Origin of the sequence: Gordonia desulfuricans NBRC 100010, assembly GCF_001485495.1 — a bacterium.
GTDB lineage: Bacteria > Actinomycetota > Actinomycetes > Mycobacteriales > Mycobacteriaceae > Gordonia > Gordonia desulfuricans.
In genome coordinates, this window is the sequence record NZ_BCNF01000011.1 from 1 (window position 1) to 17,383 (window position 17,383).

Here is a 17,383-nt window from a genome sequence, read left to right on the forward strand (position 1 = left end):
GTTGGTGGTTCTCTTCGTATTCCTCGTACATGAGGGAGGCGGCTTGCATGAGGCGGAACATGGCGGTGGCGCGGGTGGAGGCGCAGTGGGCGATGATCTCGGTGAGATCGGTGGCGGTGAGGTGTTCGTCGCCGCGGAGGCGGTCGGGCACGGGGAGGGTGTCGTCGGTGGCGATGAGGTCGGTCCAGTGTGGATCGCCGTGGGCACCGTCGTCGGCGTGTGCCGACGGTGGTGGGGGGATCTCGGTGGACATGGTTCGAACATACAGACGGGGTCTGACAAAAAGCGTGTCGGCGCAGGTGGATCGGCTGCAGCCGATAGGTGGACGTGCCGGCCTGGCGGTCCGACCATGACGGAGGTCTCGTCCTCGAGTGGTGCCGACGGCCGGACCGGCCTGTGGCGCAGGCGATTCGCTGCCCGGTCGATGGAAGATGGTACCCGGTCGACGGATTCGGGTACCCGGTCAGCGTTCGTCCGGTTCGGCGCCCAGCATCCGTTGACGGAGGCTGTCGTAGATCGGGGGAGCGTCGAGCAACTGCGCCACGATCATCGCGGCCGCGCCGGCGGCGAGGATCGCGACCGCGACCGAGGTGGTCGCGGTCATCTCCATCACCAGCACCGCGCCGGTCAGCGGTGCCCGCACCACCGAGGTGAACAGGGTCGCCATCCCGACCAGCATGAGCGCCGGCAGCAGGTCGGTGCCGAGCCCCGCCCAGAGCAGGTCCAGGACGCGGGCGAACAGCACGCCGCACAGCGCCCCGAGTGCGAGCATCGGGGCGAACAGGCCACCGGATGTGTTGGCCGCGTATGAGAGTGGGCCGGCGGCAAACCGCACCACCATGATCACCACGAGGGCGATGAACGTCAGGTGCTGCCCGGCGAGGATCGCCTGGGTCAGGGTGTCGCCACCGCCGACCAGGTCGGCGTCGACCATCAGCACCGCGCCGATCACGGCACCGATGGCCGCGGACCTGAGCGGCTTGGGGATGTGTGAGACCGCGGCGAATGCCGTCAGGCAGGCGCGGATCAGCCATCCGTAGGCGACACCGAGCAGGGCGAGGAGTCCGCCGAACACGACGAACACCGGCAGCGTGGAGAACGCGGGCTCGGCCACGTCGAAGACCTGGAAGTCGGGATGGTCGCCGAGGATCACCCGACTGCACATCACCGCCAGTGCGACCGCCGACATCGTCCACAGGACGTAGCGCAGTCTGATCGTGTGGGCCACCTCCTCCAGACAGAAGAGGGCGCCGCCGATCGGGGCGTTGAACGCGACCGCGAGCCCGGCCCCCGACATCACCGACTGCAGCACCCGGATCTCGTCGGCGGTGGCACGGACGAGCCGGCCGCACAGCGCGCCGATCGCCGCACCCATGTGCACCGTCGGACCCTCGCGGCCGAGGACGAGGCCGCCGATGCCGATCGACAGCAGGCCGCCGACGAAGCGTGCCGGGATGACCTCACCGGTCGGCGGGTCGGCCTCCTTGCGGTCGACTGCCTCGACATGCTGGATACCGCTGCCCGCCGACAGCGGGATGCGCGCGCCGATCAGCCCGGCGATCCCGGCGGCCACCGCCGACACCGCGATCGGGACCAGCCAGCCGGCCGGACCGGCATCATGCGCCCAGGCGACGATGTCGAGTCGGAGGCGGTCGGCGCGTACCAGCAGCCAGCGGAAGGCGCCGCCGACGAACCCGGTGATCACGCCGGCGACGGCGGCGAGCAGGGTCATCCAGACGACGACCCGGGTGGTGGGGTCGACGTCGGGATCGCCGGGATCGTGGGTGGGCGACTCGTCCGGTTTCTGCGGCGGCACGAATCGACCTTAATGCCGTCGGCGCCCACGGCGCCGCAGCCGCGGACTCAGAACTCGATACGCAGGCGATCCGACGTCGGATGCGCCTGGCAGCCGAGGATGTAGCCGTCGGCGATGTCCTCCGGGTCCAGGGCGCCGGCGTTGTCCATGTCGACCGAACCCTCGGTGAGAGTGCAAGCGCACGAACCGCATTCGCCCTCCTGGCAGGAGTACGGGGCATCCAGTCCGGCCTCGAGCATGATGTCGATCAGGGTGCGTCTACGCGGCCACGACAACTCGTGTGTCTCACCGTCGAGCTCCACCTCGACGGTCGCGGCGTCGGCCTGTTCCTCGTCGCTGACCTCCTCGAGCACGACGTCGACGAACGGGTCCCCCGACAGCGAGTTGTAGACCTCGGTGTGGACGTCGTGGTGGGCGAAACCGGCGTTCTCCAGGCCCTTGTGCACGGCCTCCATGAACGGTCCGGGGCCGCACAGGTAGGCGGTGTGACCGAGGAAGGCGCGGAACAGGGTGGTGAGCGTGGCCTCCGACGGCAGACCCTGCAACGACTCGAGCCAGTGGACGACGGTCAGCCGGTCGGCGTGGGTGGCCTGCAGTTCGCGCAGCTCGGCGGCGAAGATCACGTCGTCGGTGCCACGGTTGGCGTAGAAGAACACGACGGGCCGGTTGCCGCGGTTCAGGGCGGTCTTGAGGATCGACATCACCGGGGTGACGCCGCTGCCTGCGGCGATGAGCAGCATGGGCTCGTCGAACGATCGGGGGGTGAACACACCTGACGGCGGCAGCACCTCGACCTGGGAACCGGCGGCGAGGTTGTCGCAGACCCAGTTGGAGCCGTAGCCCTCGACGGTTCGTTTGACGGTGACCTTCGGCAGTTCGTCGCCGGCGGGGGAGGACGCGAGGGAGTAGCAGCGCGCCACCGAGCCGGTCTGATCGCTCGGGATGCGCAGGGTGAGGAACTGTCCCGGCTTGTAGTCGGTGAACGCTTCCTTGGCGGTGTCCGGGATCTCGAAGACGATCGAGCGGGCGTCGGCGGTCTCGTCGATGACCTCGGCCACGGTCAGGATCACGCTGCGGGAGCCGTGTGGCGTCAGTTCGGTCATGTCCGGCGGTCTCCTGGATGGTACGGGGAATGAAATTAGAACGTGTTCTAGTTTGAGAGCGTAGCCGAAAACTCCGGGGCTGTGGAGTGGCCGCTTCCGGGACCAGGGTAATCGCCGGGGCCGGGTCGAGGGCTCAGTGCAGGGCCCGGACTCCGTCGGCGAGGAGTGTGCACCCGGTCCGGATGAGCTCGTCGAGGTCGGCGTCGGGGTCGGCGAGCCAGTGCTCGTAGGCGGCGAGGGCGGTGCCCAGGCTCATCCAGCCGATCGTCTGTGGCAGGTGATCGGTCTCCGGGACGCCGAGGCGATGGGCGCAGAACTCGGCGATGACCTGCCGCCAGTCGGCGTACATGAGCATCGAGTGTGCCTGCAGGCTGGGTACCCCGAGCAGCAGGCCCATCCGTCGCCGATGGTGTCCGATGGTGTCGGCGGGCACGTGGTTGAAGGCGGTCAGTGCACGGGTCAGTGCCTCGGCGATCGGCAGGTCCTGGGGGATCTCGTCGAGCATGGCCCGTAGCTCGTCGAGGTGGGAATCGAAGTCGCCCCACGGGATCGCGTTCTTCGACGGGAAGTACCGGAAGAGGGTGCGGCGCGCGATGCCGACGGCGTCGGCGATGTCGTCGACGCTGGTCTCCTCGAAGCCGCTCGCGGTGAACATCTCGATGGCGACGCCGGAGATCTCCGCGCGGGAGGTCCGCGGGCGGCGGCCGGGTTGGGCCGACGGCTCGGTCGCCGTGGTCGGGTTGTTCACGCTGGTCACGCTCCCTGCACCTGTTCTCCACCTGTCCATCTGGGCAGCTTTTCTGTTTTGGGGGTGTGTTTCTGCACCGGGTGTCATTATAGTGACTCGTGATCCGCATCACTACCCGATCTACAGGAGGTTTGGATCATGGCAGATCAGTCGAGTAAGTCCACTCACGACGCGTCGGTTCCCGCTGACGTGGAGACCGAGCTCGTCGGCGAGTCGCTCGTCGAAGAGGTGTCGATCGACGGGATGTGCGGGGTCTACTGATGTCCTCCCCGACATCTGCCCCGGTTGCCGGTGACCGCCCCGCGGTCACCGGCGGCCGGAGCGCCGACCCAGCGCCCACCCATACGCCCCGTGCCGCAACCGCTTTCGATCTCGACGCGGCGTGGGAACTCAACCCCAAGGTGGCTTTGCGGCCAGAACCGTTCGGCGCCTTGCTCTATCACTTCGGTACCCGCAAGCTCTCGTTCCTGAAGAACCTCACGGTGGTTGGGATCGTGCAGTCGCTGTCCACCTTCGACACCGCCGAGCAGGCATTGTCGGCGGCCGCGATCGACACCGTCGACCGCCCGCTGTACCTGCAGGCACTGGCGACGCTCGCCGATTCCGGCATGATCACCCGTCGCTGATCGATCTTCTCGTCACCCCGGTCGCCGACTGCCCCGGCGTCCTCGTCCACCCCTCCTCTAGTCCAAGGAGAACCCGATGACAACCCTCGAGTTGCCGCCCATCGCAACCGAATCCGAACGCGGTCAGCGTCCCGCGGTCGGTCGGCTGGTCGATCAGTTCGAGCGTGGTCTCGACGCCCCGATCTGTCTCACCTGGGAGCTCACCTACGCGTGCAACCTCGCGTGTGTGCACTGCCTGTCGTCGTCGGGTAAACGCGATCCGCGCGAGCTGTCGACCGAGCAGTGCAAGTCCATCATCGACGAGCTGCAGCGGATGCAGGTGTTCTATGTGAACATCGGCGGCGGCGAGCCGACGGTGCGCCCCGACTTCTGGGAGCTGGTCGACTACGCCACCAGCCATCAGGTGGGGGTCAAGTTCTCCACCAACGGATTACGCATCGACAAGAAGGTCGCCGCACGTCTGGCCGCGTCGGATTACGTCGACGTCCAGATCTCGCTGGACGGCGCGACCGCCGAGGTCAACGACGCCGTTCGCGGTCCGGGGTCCTTCGACATGGCCGTGCGCGCCCTGGAGAACCTGCACGAGGCGGGGTTCGCCGACGCCAAGATCAGCGTCGTGATGACCCGCCAGAACGTCGCACAGCTCGACGAGTTCAAGGCGCTCGCCGACCGCTACAACGCCACGCTGCGGATCACCCGCCTACGTCCGTCCGGTCGCGGTGCCGATGTGTGGGACGACCTGCACCCGCTGCCGTCGCAGCAGCGTGATCTCTACGAATGGCTTGTCGCACATGGCGACAACGTGCTGACCGGTGACTCGTTCTTCCATCTGTCGGCGTTCGGTGGTGCCAACGGTGGTGGCCTGCCCGGCCTCAACCTGTGCGGTGCCGGTCGCGTGGTCTGCCTGATCGACCCGGTGGGCGACGTCTACGCCTGCCCGTTCGCGATCCACGAGAACTTCCTGGCCGGCAACATCACCACCGGCGGCGGTTTCCAGGAGATCTGGCAGCGATCGGATCTGTTCACCGAACTGCGTGAGCCGCAGAACGCCGGCGCCTGCACCAAGTGCGCCCACTTCGACGCCTGCCGCGGCGGCTGCATGGCGGCCAAGTTCTTCACCGGCCTGCCCCTGGCCGGTCCCGACCCCGAGTGCGTCCAGGGCTACGGCGAGGAGCTGCTCGCCGGGGAACGCTCCAAACCGACTGCGAACAAGGATCATTCGCGCGGGACGCCGCTGACGTTGATGACGCGCCGGCCCGACGGCGAGATGGCTCCGATCGGCGGTCCGCCGTCGAAGAGCTGTGACGAGAACCCGCTCGCCGGATTCTCTCTGTAACCCCCACACGGTGATCATCGATTCGCCCGGTCGGCGGCCGGGCGAATCGGTGGTGCCCGCAACACGAGATGGAAAACAGGTAGGAAAACAATGGTCACCAATCCCTGGGCCCGCAACCCCTGGTTCGAAACCGTCACCGAGGCGCAGCGTCGCGCCAAGAAGCGACTGCCCAAGTCGGTGTACTCGTCGCTGGTCGCCGGCACACAGGCGGGGGTGACCGTCAACGACAACACCGAGGCCTTCAAGGAACTCGGCTTCGCCCCGCACGTGGTCGGTGTGCAGCCCGACCGCGAGATGTCGACAACCGTGATGGGGCAGGAGATCTCGTTCCCCGTCATGATCAGCCCGACCGGTGTGCAGGCGGTCGATCCCGACGGCGAGGTCGCCGTCGCCCGGGCCGCCGCCGCCCGCGGGACCGCGATGGGCCTGTCGAGCTTCGCCAGTCACCCCGTCGAGGAGGTGACCGCGGTCAACGACAAGATCTTCTTCCAGATCTACTGGCTCGGCAGCCGCGACGACATCCTCGCCCGTGTGCAGCGGGCCAAGGAGGCCGGCGCCAAGGGTCTGATCGTCACCACCGACTGGGTGTTCAACATCGGTCGTGACTGGGGCAGCCCGGAGATCCCGGAGAAGGTCGACTTCAAGGCGTTGCTGCGACTGGCCCCGGAGATCGCGCTCAAGCCGCGTTACGCCATGGACTGGATCCGTGACGGCAAGATCATCATCCCCGACCTCACCGCCCCCAACCTGCCGCCGACCGTGGGCACCGCAGGCCCCACCTTCTTCGGCGCCTACTACGAGTGGATGAACACCCCTCCGCCCACCTGGGAGGACCTCAAGTGGCTGCGTGAGCAGTGGGACGGGCCGTTCATGGTCAAGGGCATCACCCGGATCGACGATGCCAAGCGCGCCGTCGACATCGGTGCCTCGGCGATCTCGGTGTCCAACCACGGCGGCAACAACCTCGACGGCACCCCGGCCACCATCCGCGTGCTCGGGCCGATCGCCGACGCCGTCGGCAACGAGCTCGACGTGCTGCTCGACGGCGGTATCCGCCGCGGCAGTGACGTGGCCAAGGCGCTCGCGCTGGGTGCCAAGGCCGTGATGATCGGCCGCGCCTACCTGTGGGGTCTGGCCGCCAACGGTCAGCCGGGCGTGGAGAACGTCCTCGACCTGCTCCGGATGGGTCTCGACGGTGTGCTGATGGGCTTGGGGCGCAAGAGTGTTCACGAGTTGAGCCGCGACGACCTGATCATCCCCGAGGGCTTCGAACGGTCCTACGGCGACGCCTGAGAACACCCTCCACGGCAGAACTAGAACGTGTTACAGTTCTGTCATGGGACAGTTTGACGGCCAGGTCGTCTACATCACCGGTATCGCGCGCGGACAGGGTCGCAATCATGCGATCCGGTTCGCGCGCGAAGGTGCCGCGATCGTCGGACTCGACATCGCGGGACCCGTGGCCGACCACACCACCTATCCGGCGGCCACCGCCGAGGACCTCGAGGAGACCGTCCGGCTGGTCGAGGAGGCCGGCGGCAAGATCCTCGCCCGGCAGGGCGACATCCGTGACCTGGCCTTCCAGGAACAACTGGTCGCCGACGGCGTCCAGCAGTTCGGCAGGCTCGACCACGTCATCGCCAATGCCGGCATCCTCACCTGGGGCCTCACCTGGGAACTGTCGGAGGCGCAGTTCACCGACGTGCTCGACGTCAACGTCACCGGAACGTGGAAGACGTTGCGCGCCACCATTCCCGCCCTGCTGGCCGGAGAGCGGCGCAGCCAGTCGATCGTGATCGTGAGCTCGGTGGCCGGACTCAAGGCGATGCCGGTGCAGGCGTCGTACTCGGCGTCGAAGTTCGCACTCACCGGGATGGCCCAGACCGTCGCGAAAGAACTGGCCCCGCACCGGATCCGGGTCAACTCCATCCACCCGTACGCGGTGGACACCCCGATGGGGGTGGGAGACTCGTCGGCGATGCGGGTGTTCACCGAGATGGGCGAGTACACCCGGTACTTCATCTCGATGATGGACGACTACCCGGTCGCGACCCTCGACGACATCTCCGACGCGGTGCTCTACCTGATGTCGCCGCAGTCGCGCGCGATCACCGGTATGCAGATGCCGATCGACATGGGCAACTCCAAGGTCTGACACCCCGGCTTGACCCACCGATGACCAAGGCCCCCACGGGAATCCGTGGGGGCCTTGGTCATCGGGGTGTGTTCAGTCGTTCCAGATCGACGCCGGGTCGGTGGCGGTGCGGGCCGGACCGGCCGGGGTCTGCGGGGAGGTGCGCGAGAAGCGCGGGGCGACCTGCGCCTGGACGACGCCGTCGATCTCGACGAGATTGGCGCGGGCGGCCATGTGCGGATCGGCGGCCACCTCGTCGAAGTTCAGCACCGGGGAGGTGCAGGCATCGGTGCCCTCGAAGATCTTGGCCCATTCGTCACGGGTGCGGGAGGCGAAGGTCTCGGTGAACACGGCCTTGAGCTCGGCCGAGCGGGTGACGTCGGTCTGGGCGGGCAGGTCGGCGTCGGACAGGCCCAGGCCCTTGAGCAGTTCGGCATAGAACTGCGGCTCGATCGCGCCGACGGCCATGTACTTGCCGTCGGAGGTCTCGTAGACCTCGTAGTAGGGGGCGCCGGTGTCGAGCATGTTGGCACCGCGCTCGTCCTTCCACAGGCCGAGGCCGCGGAACGCCCACATCATCTGTCCCAGAACCGAAGCGCCGTCGACCATCGCCGCGTCGATCACCTGGCCGCGGCCCGACGACTGGCGTTCGACCAGGGCCGCGAGCACGCCCATGACGAGGAACATCGACCCGCCGCCGAAGTCGCCGGCCAGGTTCAGCGGCGGCACCGGGCGCTCACCGTTGCGGCCGATCGCATGCAGCATTCCGGTCAGCGAGATGTAGTTGATGTCGTGTCCGGCGAGCTGGGCGCGCGGGCCTTCCTGGCCCCAGCCGGTCATCCGGCCGTAGATCAGGCCGGGGTTGATCGCGGCGAGATCGTCCGGGCCCAGGCCCAGCCGCTCCATGACACCGGGCCGGAAGCCCTCGAGGATCACGTCGGCCTTGGCGACCAGGCCCTCGATGACGTCCTTGTCGGCGGGATCCTTGAGGTTGGCCTCCACCACACGCCGGCCGCGCAGCAGGGCGTCGGCCGGGGCGCCCTCCTTGGGCAGACTGCCGGGGCGCTGCACGCGGATGACGTCGGCGCCGAGGTCGGCGAGCATCATCGCCGCATGCGGGCCGGGGCCGATCCCGGCGAACTCGATCACACGAATCCGATTCAGCGGTCCAGTCTTACCGCTGGTGGGTGCTGCGGTGTCACTCATATGCGGTCCCTCCGGTCGAGGTGTGCCACTGTGTCGGGCATCACGATTCGGTTACCAGGATGACACAACCGATCGAGCGCTCGCCAAGTAGGTCTCGGCGGACGGGGAAGAGCGGTCGATCGCCCCGATTCGGGCGGGCGAGACGGTTACCCGCACGGCGTGACCGCACTAGACTCTCTGGAATGAGACAACCGGCGGCGTTGGGGACTGCGACCTGGCCGGAAGTGGAAACCCGCAAAGACGCCGTCGCCGACCTCACGCTGCTGGTCCCGGTCGGTGCGGTGGAACAGCACGGCCCGCACCTGCCCCTGGACACCGACACCCGGATCGCGGTGGCGATCGCCACCCGGGCCGGGGAGCGCACCCCGTCGAACAGCTGGGTGGCCCCGGAACTGTCGTACGGCGCCAGCGGTGAACACGAGGGGTTCGCCGGCACCATCTCGCTCGGGCACGAGGCATTGCACCAGGTCCTGCTGGAATACGGGCGCAGTGCGTGCCGGTGGGCGGGACGGATCGTCTTCGTCAACGGCCACGGCGGCAACGTCGCGACCGTCGCCGGTGCGGTGGCCAGGTTGCGTTATGAGGCACGTGAGGTCGCCTGGTACCCGTGTGTCTTCCCGGATGCCGACGCCCACGCGGGGCATACCGAAACGTCGATCCTGCTTCACCTTTCACCCGGATTGGTGCACACCGGCCGGCTCGAGGCGGGTAACGTCGCACCGATGCGCGAACTGCTCGGCGCGATGCGGGCCGGTGGGGTCGCGGCGGTGAGCGGCAACGGTATCCTGGGTGACCCGCGGTCGGCGTCGGCCGAACACGGCGCCCGGCTGTTGGACGGGGCGGTGGACGATCTGGTCCGGGCGCTGACGGAATGGACGGTCGACGACGGGGGACGACTTCGATGACAGCGGTCGAACGGGACGCGGAGGCGGGCGTGGCACCGGCCGAGCAGGTACTGCCCGACGGCTTCCAGGTGCAGATCGACATGCGATGTGCCCGGCGTGGAGACCTGCGTTACCTGGTCGGCGGATCGCCGACGCGGATGTTGCGGATGTCCGACGCCGCACTCGGCATGACGTCGGCCGACGGCCGCATCGAGGTGTGTGATCCGCCCACCCGGTCGCTCGCCCGCACCCTCCTCGAGTCGGGTATCGCCCATCCGCGCCCGATGTCGGGACCCAGGATCGACGATGTGGCCGTGGTGATCCCGGTGTGCGACAACCAATCCGGGGTCGACCGTCTGATCGCCGCGCTCGACTGCCACGAGGTGATCGTGGTGGACGACGGATCGGCCGAGCCGATCCGGGTCGATGCGAGCCACACCGATTGCGCCGCAGGCGATTCCTCCACCGCCGAAGCGGTCACCGAGGATTCGGCCGCCGACGGCCTGGTCGTCACCGCACGCCCCCGGGTCCGGGTGATCCGGTTCGAGGAGAACCGCGGTCCGGCCGCCGCACGCAACGCCGGTGCGGCCGCCGCGCAGACCGACTTCGTCGCCTTCCTCGACTCCGATGTGGTGCCCGACCCCGAATGGCTGATGATGCTGCTCGCCCACTTCTCCGATCCGATGGTGGCGCTCGCGGCACCGCGGATCGTCGGGTTGTCGGCGCGCGGTGGCCCCGGACGGGGTCGGCAGTCACTCGCCGAGCGCTACGAGAACAGTCACTCCTCGCTGGACATGGGGCCCACCGAGGCGTCGGTGGTTCCCGGCACCCCGGTCCCATACGTGCCCAGTGCGGCGATGATCCTGCGGCGCAGTGCTTTTCCCGGATTCGACGAGGATCTGCGGGTGGCCGAGGACGTGGATCTGTGCTGGCGCCTGCACGAGGCGGGCTGGCGGATGCGCTACGACCCGGTGGCCCGCGTCTCCCACGATCACCGTACGGGGATGCGTCAGGTGCTCTCACGGCGCCGCTACTACGGGACCGGGGCGGCCTTCCTCGCGCAACGGCACGGGACGATGGCCGCGCCGATGGTGATGACCGTGTCGATGGCGGTCGCCGTCGCCGCGCTGCTGACCCGCACCAAGATCGGCATGGTCGTCGCCTTCGTCGTGCTCGCCCAGGCGGCCGCTCGACTGCGTGGCAGGCTCGGCGATCTTCCGGGGGCATCGGTGGTGGCCGGGCAGATGACCGGCCGCGCCGCCGGGTACGGGCTGCTGCAGGCATCGGCGGCGATCTGTCGTCACTACTGGCCGCTGGCGTTGATCATGGCCCTGCTGTCGCGTCGCTTCCGGCGACTGGTGATCGAATTGGCGGTGATCGAGGGCCTCGTCGAATGGGTGCGGTCGGTGATCAGCGATCCGTCGCTCGGCCCGAGTATGGGGCCGTTCAGCTACCTGCTGTGTCGCCGCCTGGACGACCTCGCCTACGGCACCGGGCTGTGGGAAGGCGTTGTGCGCGAACGTGATCTCGGGGCACTGCGTCCGGTGGTGACGCGCTGACCGATCGGTTCGACGTCGTCGTGGTGGGTGCCGGCAGTGCCGGCTCCGTGCTTGCCGATGCGTTGACCCGCGGCGGCACACGCACGGTGCTGCTGCTCGAGCAGGGCCCGGGCTGGCCGGACGACGCCGTGCGCTCGCTGCAGCGGCTGCCGATCGGTTCGGGGGAACCGCATGCGACACCGGTACCCGAGGCGTCCGGACTGCCGGTGGTGCGCGGTCGCGGACTCGGCGGGTCGTCGGCGGTCAACGGCGCCTACTTCCTGCGCCGGCACCGCGACGACTTCGACGACTGGCCCGCCGGATGGGATCTCGACACCGTCGAGGCCGCCTACGCCGAGCTCGACGGACCGCATGGTCGGATGTCGGCGAGCCCCTTCGGCGACGACGAACTCGGCGACACCGCAATCGCATTCGAATCCTTCTGGCGGACCCGCATCCCGGTTCGTCCACCCGGGGACCCCTGGCCGATCGTCGGCCTGAACCGCGTTGTCAGCAATCGGCGCGACGGCCTCCGGATGACCTCCGCGGAGGCCTTCCTGAGGCCCGCGATCGGAAGACCGGGACTCACCGTCCGCACCGGGGTCACCGTCGGTGAGGTGCTCGTCGTCGACGGCCGGGTCACCGGGGTCCGCACCGCGTCGGGTGACATCGCATGCGGCGAGGTGATCTTGTGTGCGGGCACCCTCGGGACGGCGGGCATCCTGTTGCGTTCCGGCGGGTTGTCGGTGCCTCGAACCCTCGGCGTCGGTGAGCACCGGGAGATCCTGGTCGGCTACCGCCGACGCCAGGAGACCTCCGCCGCCGACCTTCCCGCCCTGCTGCAATCGGTGGTCCACACCGAGAGCGGGGTCGAGATCCGTTGCTATTCCGACGATTTCGGTCGCTACATCGGGGGAGTGTCGGGCCGGCGGCCGGTCATCGGGGTATGTGGGATGCGCCCGGCCGGTACCGGGCAGGTGTTCCTCGACGACACGGGCGAGGTGCGACTACACCTGGACGACCCGGAACGCGTTGTGCTTCAGACGTTGTCGGCGATCGCCGACGATGTCCGGGACATGCTCGCCTCGTCAGAGTTCGCCGGCATCGTCGAATCCGGAAGCATCATGATCGATCCGACGGTCGGGACATCGCAGCACGCGTGGGGCACCATGCCGATGGGAGTTGCGACCGATGGTGCAGGCGTCGTCGACGGTGTACGAGGTCTGCGGATCGTCGACGGTTCGATCCTGCCCGGCGACGGTCGCAGCGGCCCCCACGCCACGACGATGATGGTCGCCTACCGCGTGGGGGAGACCCTGGCATAGGTGGTGACCACTTCCGAGGTGGTTGCGCCACGAGTTCGGCTTGCGGGGGTCCTGTTGGTGATCGAGCCGGGACCGAGCCGGAAGGGCGGTGTTGGTGATCGAGCCGGGACCGAGCCGGAAGGGCGAGGACCCGTGTCGAGATCTTCGTGACGTGTGTGGGGTGGTGACTACGTTCGGGGGTGGTTGCGTCACGGGTTCGGGTTGCGGGGGTTTCGACTCGACTCGTCGCTTCGCTCCTCGTCGGCTCAACCATCAGTTCTTGGTGATCGAGCCGGGACCGAGCCGGAAGGGCGAGGACCCGTGTCGAGATCTCCGTGACATGCGTGGGGCGGTGACCACCTCCGAGGTGGTCACCGCCCGAGTCGGCCCCACGAACTGGTATGACCAGGTGGTGAAGCCGACGTCGGTCGAGCTCAGAACAGCGTCGACCAGTAGTCCCAGAACTGGATACCGATGAGCATGATCACGATGACGTACCAGATCGGGAGCAGCACCCACAGCCACGACCGGATCTCGCGGGCGCGGTCGGTCTCGGCGAACAGCCTTCCGGCACTGATGATCAGGATGATCGGGGTGACGGTCCACACCACCATGCAGTACGGGCACAGTGCATTGATCGAGTACAGGCTCTCGAAGGCCAGCCAGTTGACGAAGACGAATCCGAGTGCGGTGAAGATGGTCTGGCCGAGCCAGTACCAACGCGGTAGGGAGACCCGGCCGGTGGCCAGCGCGCCGGTGACGATGATCACCGAGAACGCGGCGATACCGATCAGCGGATTGGGGAAACCGAACAGGCGGGCCTGCTCGGTGACCATCACCGAACCGCACGACAGCACCGGGTTGATGCTGCAGCTGGGTCGGTAGTTCGGGTCGATCAGCAGCTCGATGCGCTCGATGGTGAGCGTCGACGACGCGACGAATCCGATGATGCCGAGAACGAGAACGGCGATCCCGGTACCGACACCCACGGAGGGGCGGAACCCCGCCCACGACGATCCGGCGGATGCGTCGACGGGCTCCGGGGTGGCGTCGGGCTCGGTCACGGCGTCGGTGGTCATTGCTGTGCGCCCCCGGCCTCGTTCACGGCGGCGAGCAGTGCATCCGGGGTGCTGAGCTCGACGTCCTTGCCGTTGATCCGCACGGTCGGCGTGGCGGTGACGTCGGCGCTCTTGGTCTGGTCGGCGACCCAGCTCTTGAACTGGCCGTCGTTGACGCAGTCGGAGATGTTCTGTGCCCCGGCCTGGTTGGCGTAGGTGGTCAGCTGACTGTCGGTGAGCCCGGCGCCGCCCTCGGTCGGCTGGTTCAAGTACAGCAGGTTGTGGAACTTGAGCCACACCTCGAAGTTGTTGGCGCCCTTGGTCGATTCCGCGACACAGGCCGACGCGTTGGCGGCGCGGGTCGAGTAGTCGGTGGTCGACATGCGGTCGAGGATCGCGATCGGACGGTAGTCGACGGCCACCTTGGGGTTGGTCCGCAACTGGGCGAGCGCGTCACCGTAGAGCTGCTCGAACTGCTTACATGCCGGGCACTGGAAGTCCTCGAGGATCGTCACCGTGACCGCGGGAGTGGTGCCGGCCGGTGCCGCGGTGATGCGGAAGGCGTCGCCGGTGGCGACCGACGGGGCGGTGGCGTCGCCGGTGGACGACTTGTTGGTGAGGACGATCGCGACGAAGACCACGACGGCGATGACGACGACCGCGACCACCGTGCCGATCTTCATGAACAGGGAGCGCCGGCGTTCGGCTGCTCGCGGATCGACGACCGGTTTCCGGGGCTTGTTTGCCACTGGTTTCTCACACTCCTGGTCCGCAACATCGGGCTCAGGCGCCTTTGCGCCGGTGTTCAGCGTACCGGCCGCGACGGCGGGCTGGGGGCACCCCTACACGGCGTCGTAGACTGGCCGGGACGCCAGTACGCTGCGGCGTCGCTAGGAGACGTTTGTTCACATGACCTCCGTGGATGAAGCACCGACAGCACGCAGGTCGGTCTCACAGGTGGGCCGAGGGCTGGGACTCGTGATCCTCGCCGCCCTGCTCGGCGTCGTGATCTACGCCATGATCAGTGGCTCCGCGAGACACATCGAACGCGGCGACCCGTATCCGGGTGGGCCGATCGCGGTGCTCGACGTGGCCGGATACTTCGTCGGCGCCACCCTCGGTGCACTGTGTCTGGGGGCGTTGATCTTCGTCGTCACCTCGGCCCGACCCGATCACGACGGCATCATCGACGCCACCGTCTACCGGGCACACCGGTTCGTCTCGACGGCCACCCCCGTCTGGGCGGTGCTGTCGTGGCTGATGGTGGGTGTGGCCGCCGCCGACGGATACGGGCAGCCCCTCGGCAAGATCCTGTCCAACGGTCTGCTGTTCAGCGCCATCGGGATCAGTGAGAAAGCCGTCGCCTGGCTGGTGATGGCGATCTTCGCCACCATCGTCGCCCTGCTGAGCCGGTTCTTCCTGTCGTGGATCGCCCACCTGGTCTTCGTGATCCCCACCGGGATCGCGGTCGCGGCGCTGCCGATGGCCGGCAACGGCGGGCAGGGACCCAACCACGACTACATGACCAGCCTGGTGATCCTGTTCATCCTGGCGGTGTCGGTGTCGATCGGTGTGCGGGTGGCCGCGCTGACCGCCCCGCCGATCACCCCCGACGACGACCGGCAGATCCTTCAGCGTCGGACCGCGTGGATCGTCGGTATCGCCGACCTCGTCGGACTGGCCTCCGGAGCCGGGCTGATCGCCTTCCTGGTGCCCGCCCGCTACCTGTTCACCACCGCGTTCGGCATCGCCTCGGTGCTGCTGCTGATCGGACTGGCCGCAGCCCTGGTCACCAGCGTGCTCACCCTGCGCTCGCACTCCGACGACGCCGATCGGGGTCGTGGCCTCACCGTCGCGCTGGTCGGGACGGTCGCGATGGTGCTGGCGATGGCCTGCTGGGCGATCATGGACACCCGCGTCGCACCGGGGCTGCTCGCCCACGAGTTCACCTCCTGGGACGTCTTCCTCGGCTACGAACTGCCCGGGGCACCCACCACATGGCGACTGTTCTCCTACTGGCGCTTCGACTTCGTGATGGGCGCCGCCGCCATCGTCGCGGCCGTCCTCTACGGCGTGGGCGTCCGGCATCTGATCAAGCGCGGCGACGCCTGGCCGTGGGGGCGCACCATCTCCTGGATGCTCGGCTGCCTGATGGTGGTCGTGGTGACCGGATCGGGTATCCGCGCCTACGGATCGGCGATGTTCAGCGTGCACATGGCCGAACACATGTCGCTCAACATGTTCGCTCCGGTACTGCTCGTGCTGGGTGCACCGGCCACCCTCGCGCTGCGTGCGCTGCCGACCAGCGGCTCACATCGGCCGCCCGGCCCGCGTGAATGGCTGCTGTGGGCGCTGCACTCCAAGGTCACCAAGGTGCTGTCGAATCCGGCGGTCGCCTTCGTGCTGTTCGTGATCTCGCTGTATGCGGTGTACTTCACGGCGATCTTCGGGACGTTCACGCGCTACCACTGGGGTCACGTCCTGCTGACCATCCACTTCATCATCATCGGATACCTGTTCTTCTGGGTCGTCATCGGCATCGACCCCGGACCGCAGCGCATCCCGTACCTCGCCCGCATCGGATACCTGTTCGGCGTCATGCCGTTCCACGCGTTCTTCGGTATCGCGCTGATGACCATGTCGTCGGTGATCGGCGACAAGTTCTACAGTCAGCTCGACCTGCCGTGGGTTGCCGACCGCGCCCACGACCAGTGGCTCGGTGGTGCCATCGCCTGGGGTGCCAGTGAGGTGCCGCTGGTGCTGGTGGTGATCGCGATCGTCGCGCAGTGGGCCAAGTCGGACAACCGGGAGGCGCGTCGTGCCGACCGGCATGCCGAGACCTACGAGGACGTCGAGCTCGACAACTACAACAAGATGCTCGAGGAACTCGCCAAGTCGCGTCGCTGATCGGCTTGACCGGAAGAGGACAATCGGGACCATGCGGTGTGAGGTGGCGCGCGAGGCGCTGTCGGCGCGGGTCGACGGGGAGCGGGAGACCGTGCCGTCGGCGCGGGTCGACGAGCACGTCGCCGGATGTCCCGACTGCGCCGAATGGTACCGACGGCTGCAGTCCCTGGCGATCCCGCACGTCCGTGACTCGTTGCGCGTGATCACCGACGACCGACCCGACCTCACCGACCGGATCCTCGAAGCCGCCGAGGGCGGGAGGCACACCCCCCGATGGGGACCCGACCGTCGGACACGGATGTGGTGGACGGCAGCCGGTGTCGGGGCCGTGGTGTCCGGTGCGCTGATCGTGGCACTCGTGGTGACCTCCGGATCGGTGGCGGTCGCGGTGGCCGTCGCCTGCGCCGTCGTCGTCACGATCGCGCTGACCGTGGGTGCCCGCCGCGACCGACCACACCGTGCGGCCGGTGACGATGCGCCCGATGCCCCGGTGTCCGACGACGAACCGGTCTTCGACGACGACGCGATCGACACCGCACTGGCCGAGGTCCGGGAACTGCGTCGTCGGACTCGGTGACGTGTGCTCGACCGGGCGGCCTCGGTGCGCGCGAGGACGATCTACTCGACCACCGATGATGGCGGGCTGCGTGTTTCGGTGGGTGGGTGCGGACATCTCGACCACCGATGATGGTGTGCGGCGCGTTCTTTGGTGGTTGAGCCGAT

Annotated in this window: 16 protein-coding genes and 1 pseudogene; 10 read left to right on the forward strand and 7 right to left on the reverse strand. The window is 68.0% G+C overall.

Annotated features, from left to right (window positions below):
* From GD1_RS01775 to mftR, 4 genes and pseudogenes are all read right to left on the reverse strand, one after another.
* Positions 1–253 (reverse strand): annotated as a pseudogene (locus tag GD1_RS01775) (hypothetical protein); the annotation flags it as partial.
* A 210-nt stretch (positions 254–463) separates the two neighbouring features.
* Positions 464–1,732 carry a chloride channel protein gene (locus GD1_RS01780; protein ID WP_083533788.1) on the reverse strand — a complete coding sequence of 423 codons (1,269 nt, stop codon included), beginning with the start codon at positions 1,730–1,732 and terminating at the stop codon, positions 464–466.
* Between the two features lie 131 nt (positions 1,733–1,863).
* Positions 1,864–2,919, reverse strand: coding sequence for a ferredoxin--NADP reductase (locus GD1_RS01785; protein ID WP_020790274.1), 1,056 nt, complete (start codon positions 2,917–2,919; stop codon positions 1,864–1,866).
* Between the two features lie 133 nt (positions 2,920–3,052).
* Positions 3,053–3,676, reverse strand: coding sequence for a mycofactocin system transcriptional regulator MftR (gene mftR, locus GD1_RS01790; protein ID WP_244882448.1), 624 nt, complete (start codon positions 3,674–3,676; stop codon positions 3,053–3,055).
* Between the two features lie 129 nt (positions 3,677–3,805).
* Here mftR and mftA point away from each other — a divergent pair, with 129 nt between their 5' ends.
* The 5 genes from mftA (at position 3,806) to GD1_RS01810 (ending at position 7,784) form a co-directional block, all read left to right on the forward strand.
* Positions 3,806–3,928 carry a mycofactocin precursor MftA gene (gene mftA / locus GD1_RS24120; RefSeq protein WP_020790277.1) on the forward strand — a complete coding sequence of 41 codons (123 nt, stop codon included), beginning with the start codon at positions 3,806–3,808 and terminating at the stop codon, positions 3,926–3,928.
* Entirely contained in the window at positions 3,928–4,293 is a 366-nt protein-coding gene (gene mftB, locus GD1_RS01795; RefSeq protein ID WP_053777934.1) for a mycofactocin biosynthesis chaperone MftB, read from the forward strand. The genes mftA and mftB overlap by 1 nt, the downstream gene beginning before the upstream one ends.
* A gap of 76 nt (positions 4,294–4,369) precedes the next feature.
* On the forward strand, positions 4,370–5,629 hold the full coding sequence (gene mftC, locus GD1_RS01800; protein ID WP_059035284.1) for a mycofactocin radical SAM maturase: 1,260 nt from the start codon (positions 4,370–4,372) through the stop codon (positions 5,627–5,629).
* Positions 5,630–5,719: 90 nt separating this feature from the next.
* Positions 5,720–6,922, forward strand: a complete 1,203-nt coding sequence (gene mftD, locus GD1_RS01805; RefSeq protein ID WP_053777933.1) for a pre-mycofactocin synthase MftD — start codon at positions 5,720–5,722, stop codon at positions 6,920–6,922.
* A 43-nt stretch (positions 6,923–6,965) separates the two neighbouring features.
* Entirely contained in the window at positions 6,966–7,784 is an 819-nt protein-coding gene (locus GD1_RS01810) for a mycofactocin-coupled SDR family oxidoreductase (RefSeq protein ID WP_059035286.1), read from the forward strand.
* 72 nt (positions 7,785–7,856) lie between these two features.
* On the opposite strand, the gene GD1_RS01815 is transcribed toward GD1_RS01810, so the two are convergent.
* A complete protein-coding gene (locus GD1_RS01815; RefSeq protein WP_059035288.1) occupies positions 7,857–8,969 on the reverse strand; it encodes a CaiB/BaiF CoA transferase family protein in 1,113 nt (370 codons plus the stop codon).
* Positions 8,970–9,151: 182 nt separating this feature from the next.
* Here GD1_RS01815 and mftE point away from each other — a divergent pair, with 182 nt between their 5' ends.
* From mftE to mftG, 3 genes are read left to right on the forward strand one after another with little or no spacing between them, the layout of a single operon-like run.
* Positions 9,152–9,874, forward strand: a complete 723-nt coding sequence (mftE, locus tag GD1_RS01820; protein WP_059035291.1) for a mycofactocin biosynthesis peptidyl-dipeptidase MftE — start codon at positions 9,152–9,154, stop codon at positions 9,872–9,874.
* Positions 9,871–11,412 (forward strand): mycofactocin biosynthesis glycosyltransferase MftF, encoded by a 1,542-nt coding sequence (gene mftF / locus GD1_RS01825; protein ID WP_059035293.1) that lies wholly within the window; start codon positions 9,871–9,873, stop codon positions 11,410–11,412. Before mftE ends, mftF begins: the two co-directional genes overlap by 4 nt.
* A 23-nt stretch (positions 11,413–11,435) precedes the next feature.
* Positions 11,436–12,716, forward strand: coding sequence for a mycofactocin system GMC family oxidoreductase MftG (gene mftG / locus GD1_RS01830; RefSeq protein WP_244882449.1), 1,281 nt, complete (start codon positions 11,436–11,438; stop codon positions 12,714–12,716).
* A 413-nt stretch (positions 12,717–13,129) separates the two neighbouring features.
* Here mftG and GD1_RS01835 read toward each other — a convergent pair whose 3' ends face one another.
* Together GD1_RS01835 and GD1_RS01840 are read right to left on the reverse strand one after the other, a co-directional pair.
* The gene (locus tag GD1_RS01835; protein WP_083533786.1) at positions 13,130–13,774 is read right to left on the reverse strand and encodes a vitamin K epoxide reductase family protein; all 645 of its coding nucleotides are present in this window, start codon (positions 13,772–13,774) and stop codon (positions 13,130–13,132) included.
* The gene (locus GD1_RS01840) at positions 13,771–14,502 is read right to left on the reverse strand and encodes a DsbA family protein (RefSeq protein WP_059035297.1); all 732 of its coding nucleotides are present in this window, start codon (positions 14,500–14,502) and stop codon (positions 13,771–13,773) included. The genes GD1_RS01835 and GD1_RS01840 overlap by 4 nt, the downstream gene beginning before the upstream one ends.
* A gap of 160 nt (positions 14,503–14,662) precedes the next feature.
* Here GD1_RS01840 and GD1_RS01845 point away from each other — a divergent pair, with 160 nt between their 5' ends.
* Both GD1_RS01845 and GD1_RS01850 read left to right on the forward strand, forming a co-directional pair.
* Positions 14,663–16,660 carry a cytochrome c oxidase assembly protein gene (locus GD1_RS01845; RefSeq protein WP_059035299.1) on the forward strand — a complete coding sequence of 666 codons (1,998 nt, stop codon included), beginning with the start codon at positions 14,663–14,665 and terminating at the stop codon, positions 16,658–16,660.
* Between the two features lie 31 nt (positions 16,661–16,691).
* Positions 16,692–17,237 (forward strand): zf-HC2 domain-containing protein, encoded by a 546-nt coding sequence (locus GD1_RS01850; RefSeq protein WP_083533787.1) that lies wholly within the window; start codon positions 16,692–16,694, stop codon positions 17,235–17,237.
* Positions 17,238–17,383: the final 146 nt, after the last annotated feature.

Excerpts from the sequence above, each read along its gene's own strand:
- GD1_RS01780 (WP_083533788.1), bottom strand. The coding sequence starts at position 1,732 with ATGACCCTGCTCGCCGCCGTCGCCGGCGTGATCACCGGGTTCGTCGGC.
- GD1_RS01810 (WP_059035286.1), top strand. The coding sequence starts at position 6,966 with ATGGGACAGTTTGACGGCCAGGTCGTCTACATCACCGGTATCGCGCGC.
- mftB (WP_053777934.1), top strand. The coding sequence starts at position 3,928 with ATGTCCTCCCCGACATCTGCCCCGGTTGCCGGTGACCGCCCCGCGGTC.
- GD1_RS01835 (WP_083533786.1), bottom strand. The coding sequence starts at position 13,774 with ATGACCACCGACGCCGTGACCGAGCCCGACGCCACCCCGGAGCCCGTC.
- GD1_RS01785 (WP_020790274.1), bottom strand. The coding sequence starts at position 2,919 with ATGACCGAACTGACGCCACACGGCTCCCGCAGCGTGATCCTGACCGTG.
- mftD (WP_053777933.1), top strand. The coding sequence starts at position 5,720 with ATGGTCACCAATCCCTGGGCCCGCAACCCCTGGTTCGAAACCGTCACC.
- GD1_RS01850 (WP_083533787.1), top strand. The coding sequence starts at position 16,692 with ATGCGGTGTGAGGTGGCGCGCGAGGCGCTGTCGGCGCGGGTCGACGGG.
- mftE (WP_059035291.1), top strand. The coding sequence starts at position 9,152 with ATGAGACAACCGGCGGCGTTGGGGACTGCGACCTGGCCGGAAGTGGAA.
- GD1_RS01845 (WP_059035299.1), top strand. The coding sequence starts at position 14,663 with ATGACCTCCGTGGATGAAGCACCGACAGCACGCAGGTCGGTCTCACAG.
- mftA (WP_020790277.1), top strand. The coding sequence starts at position 3,806 with ATGGCAGATCAGTCGAGTAAGTCCACTCACGACGCGTCGGTTCCCGCT.
- mftF (WP_059035293.1), top strand. The coding sequence starts at position 9,871 with ATGACAGCGGTCGAACGGGACGCGGAGGCGGGCGTGGCACCGGCCGAG.
- mftC (WP_059035284.1), top strand. The coding sequence starts at position 4,370 with ATGACAACCCTCGAGTTGCCGCCCATCGCAACCGAATCCGAACGCGGT.
- GD1_RS01815 (WP_059035288.1), bottom strand. The coding sequence starts at position 8,969 with ATGAGTGACACCGCAGCACCCACCAGCGGTAAGACTGGACCGCTGAAT.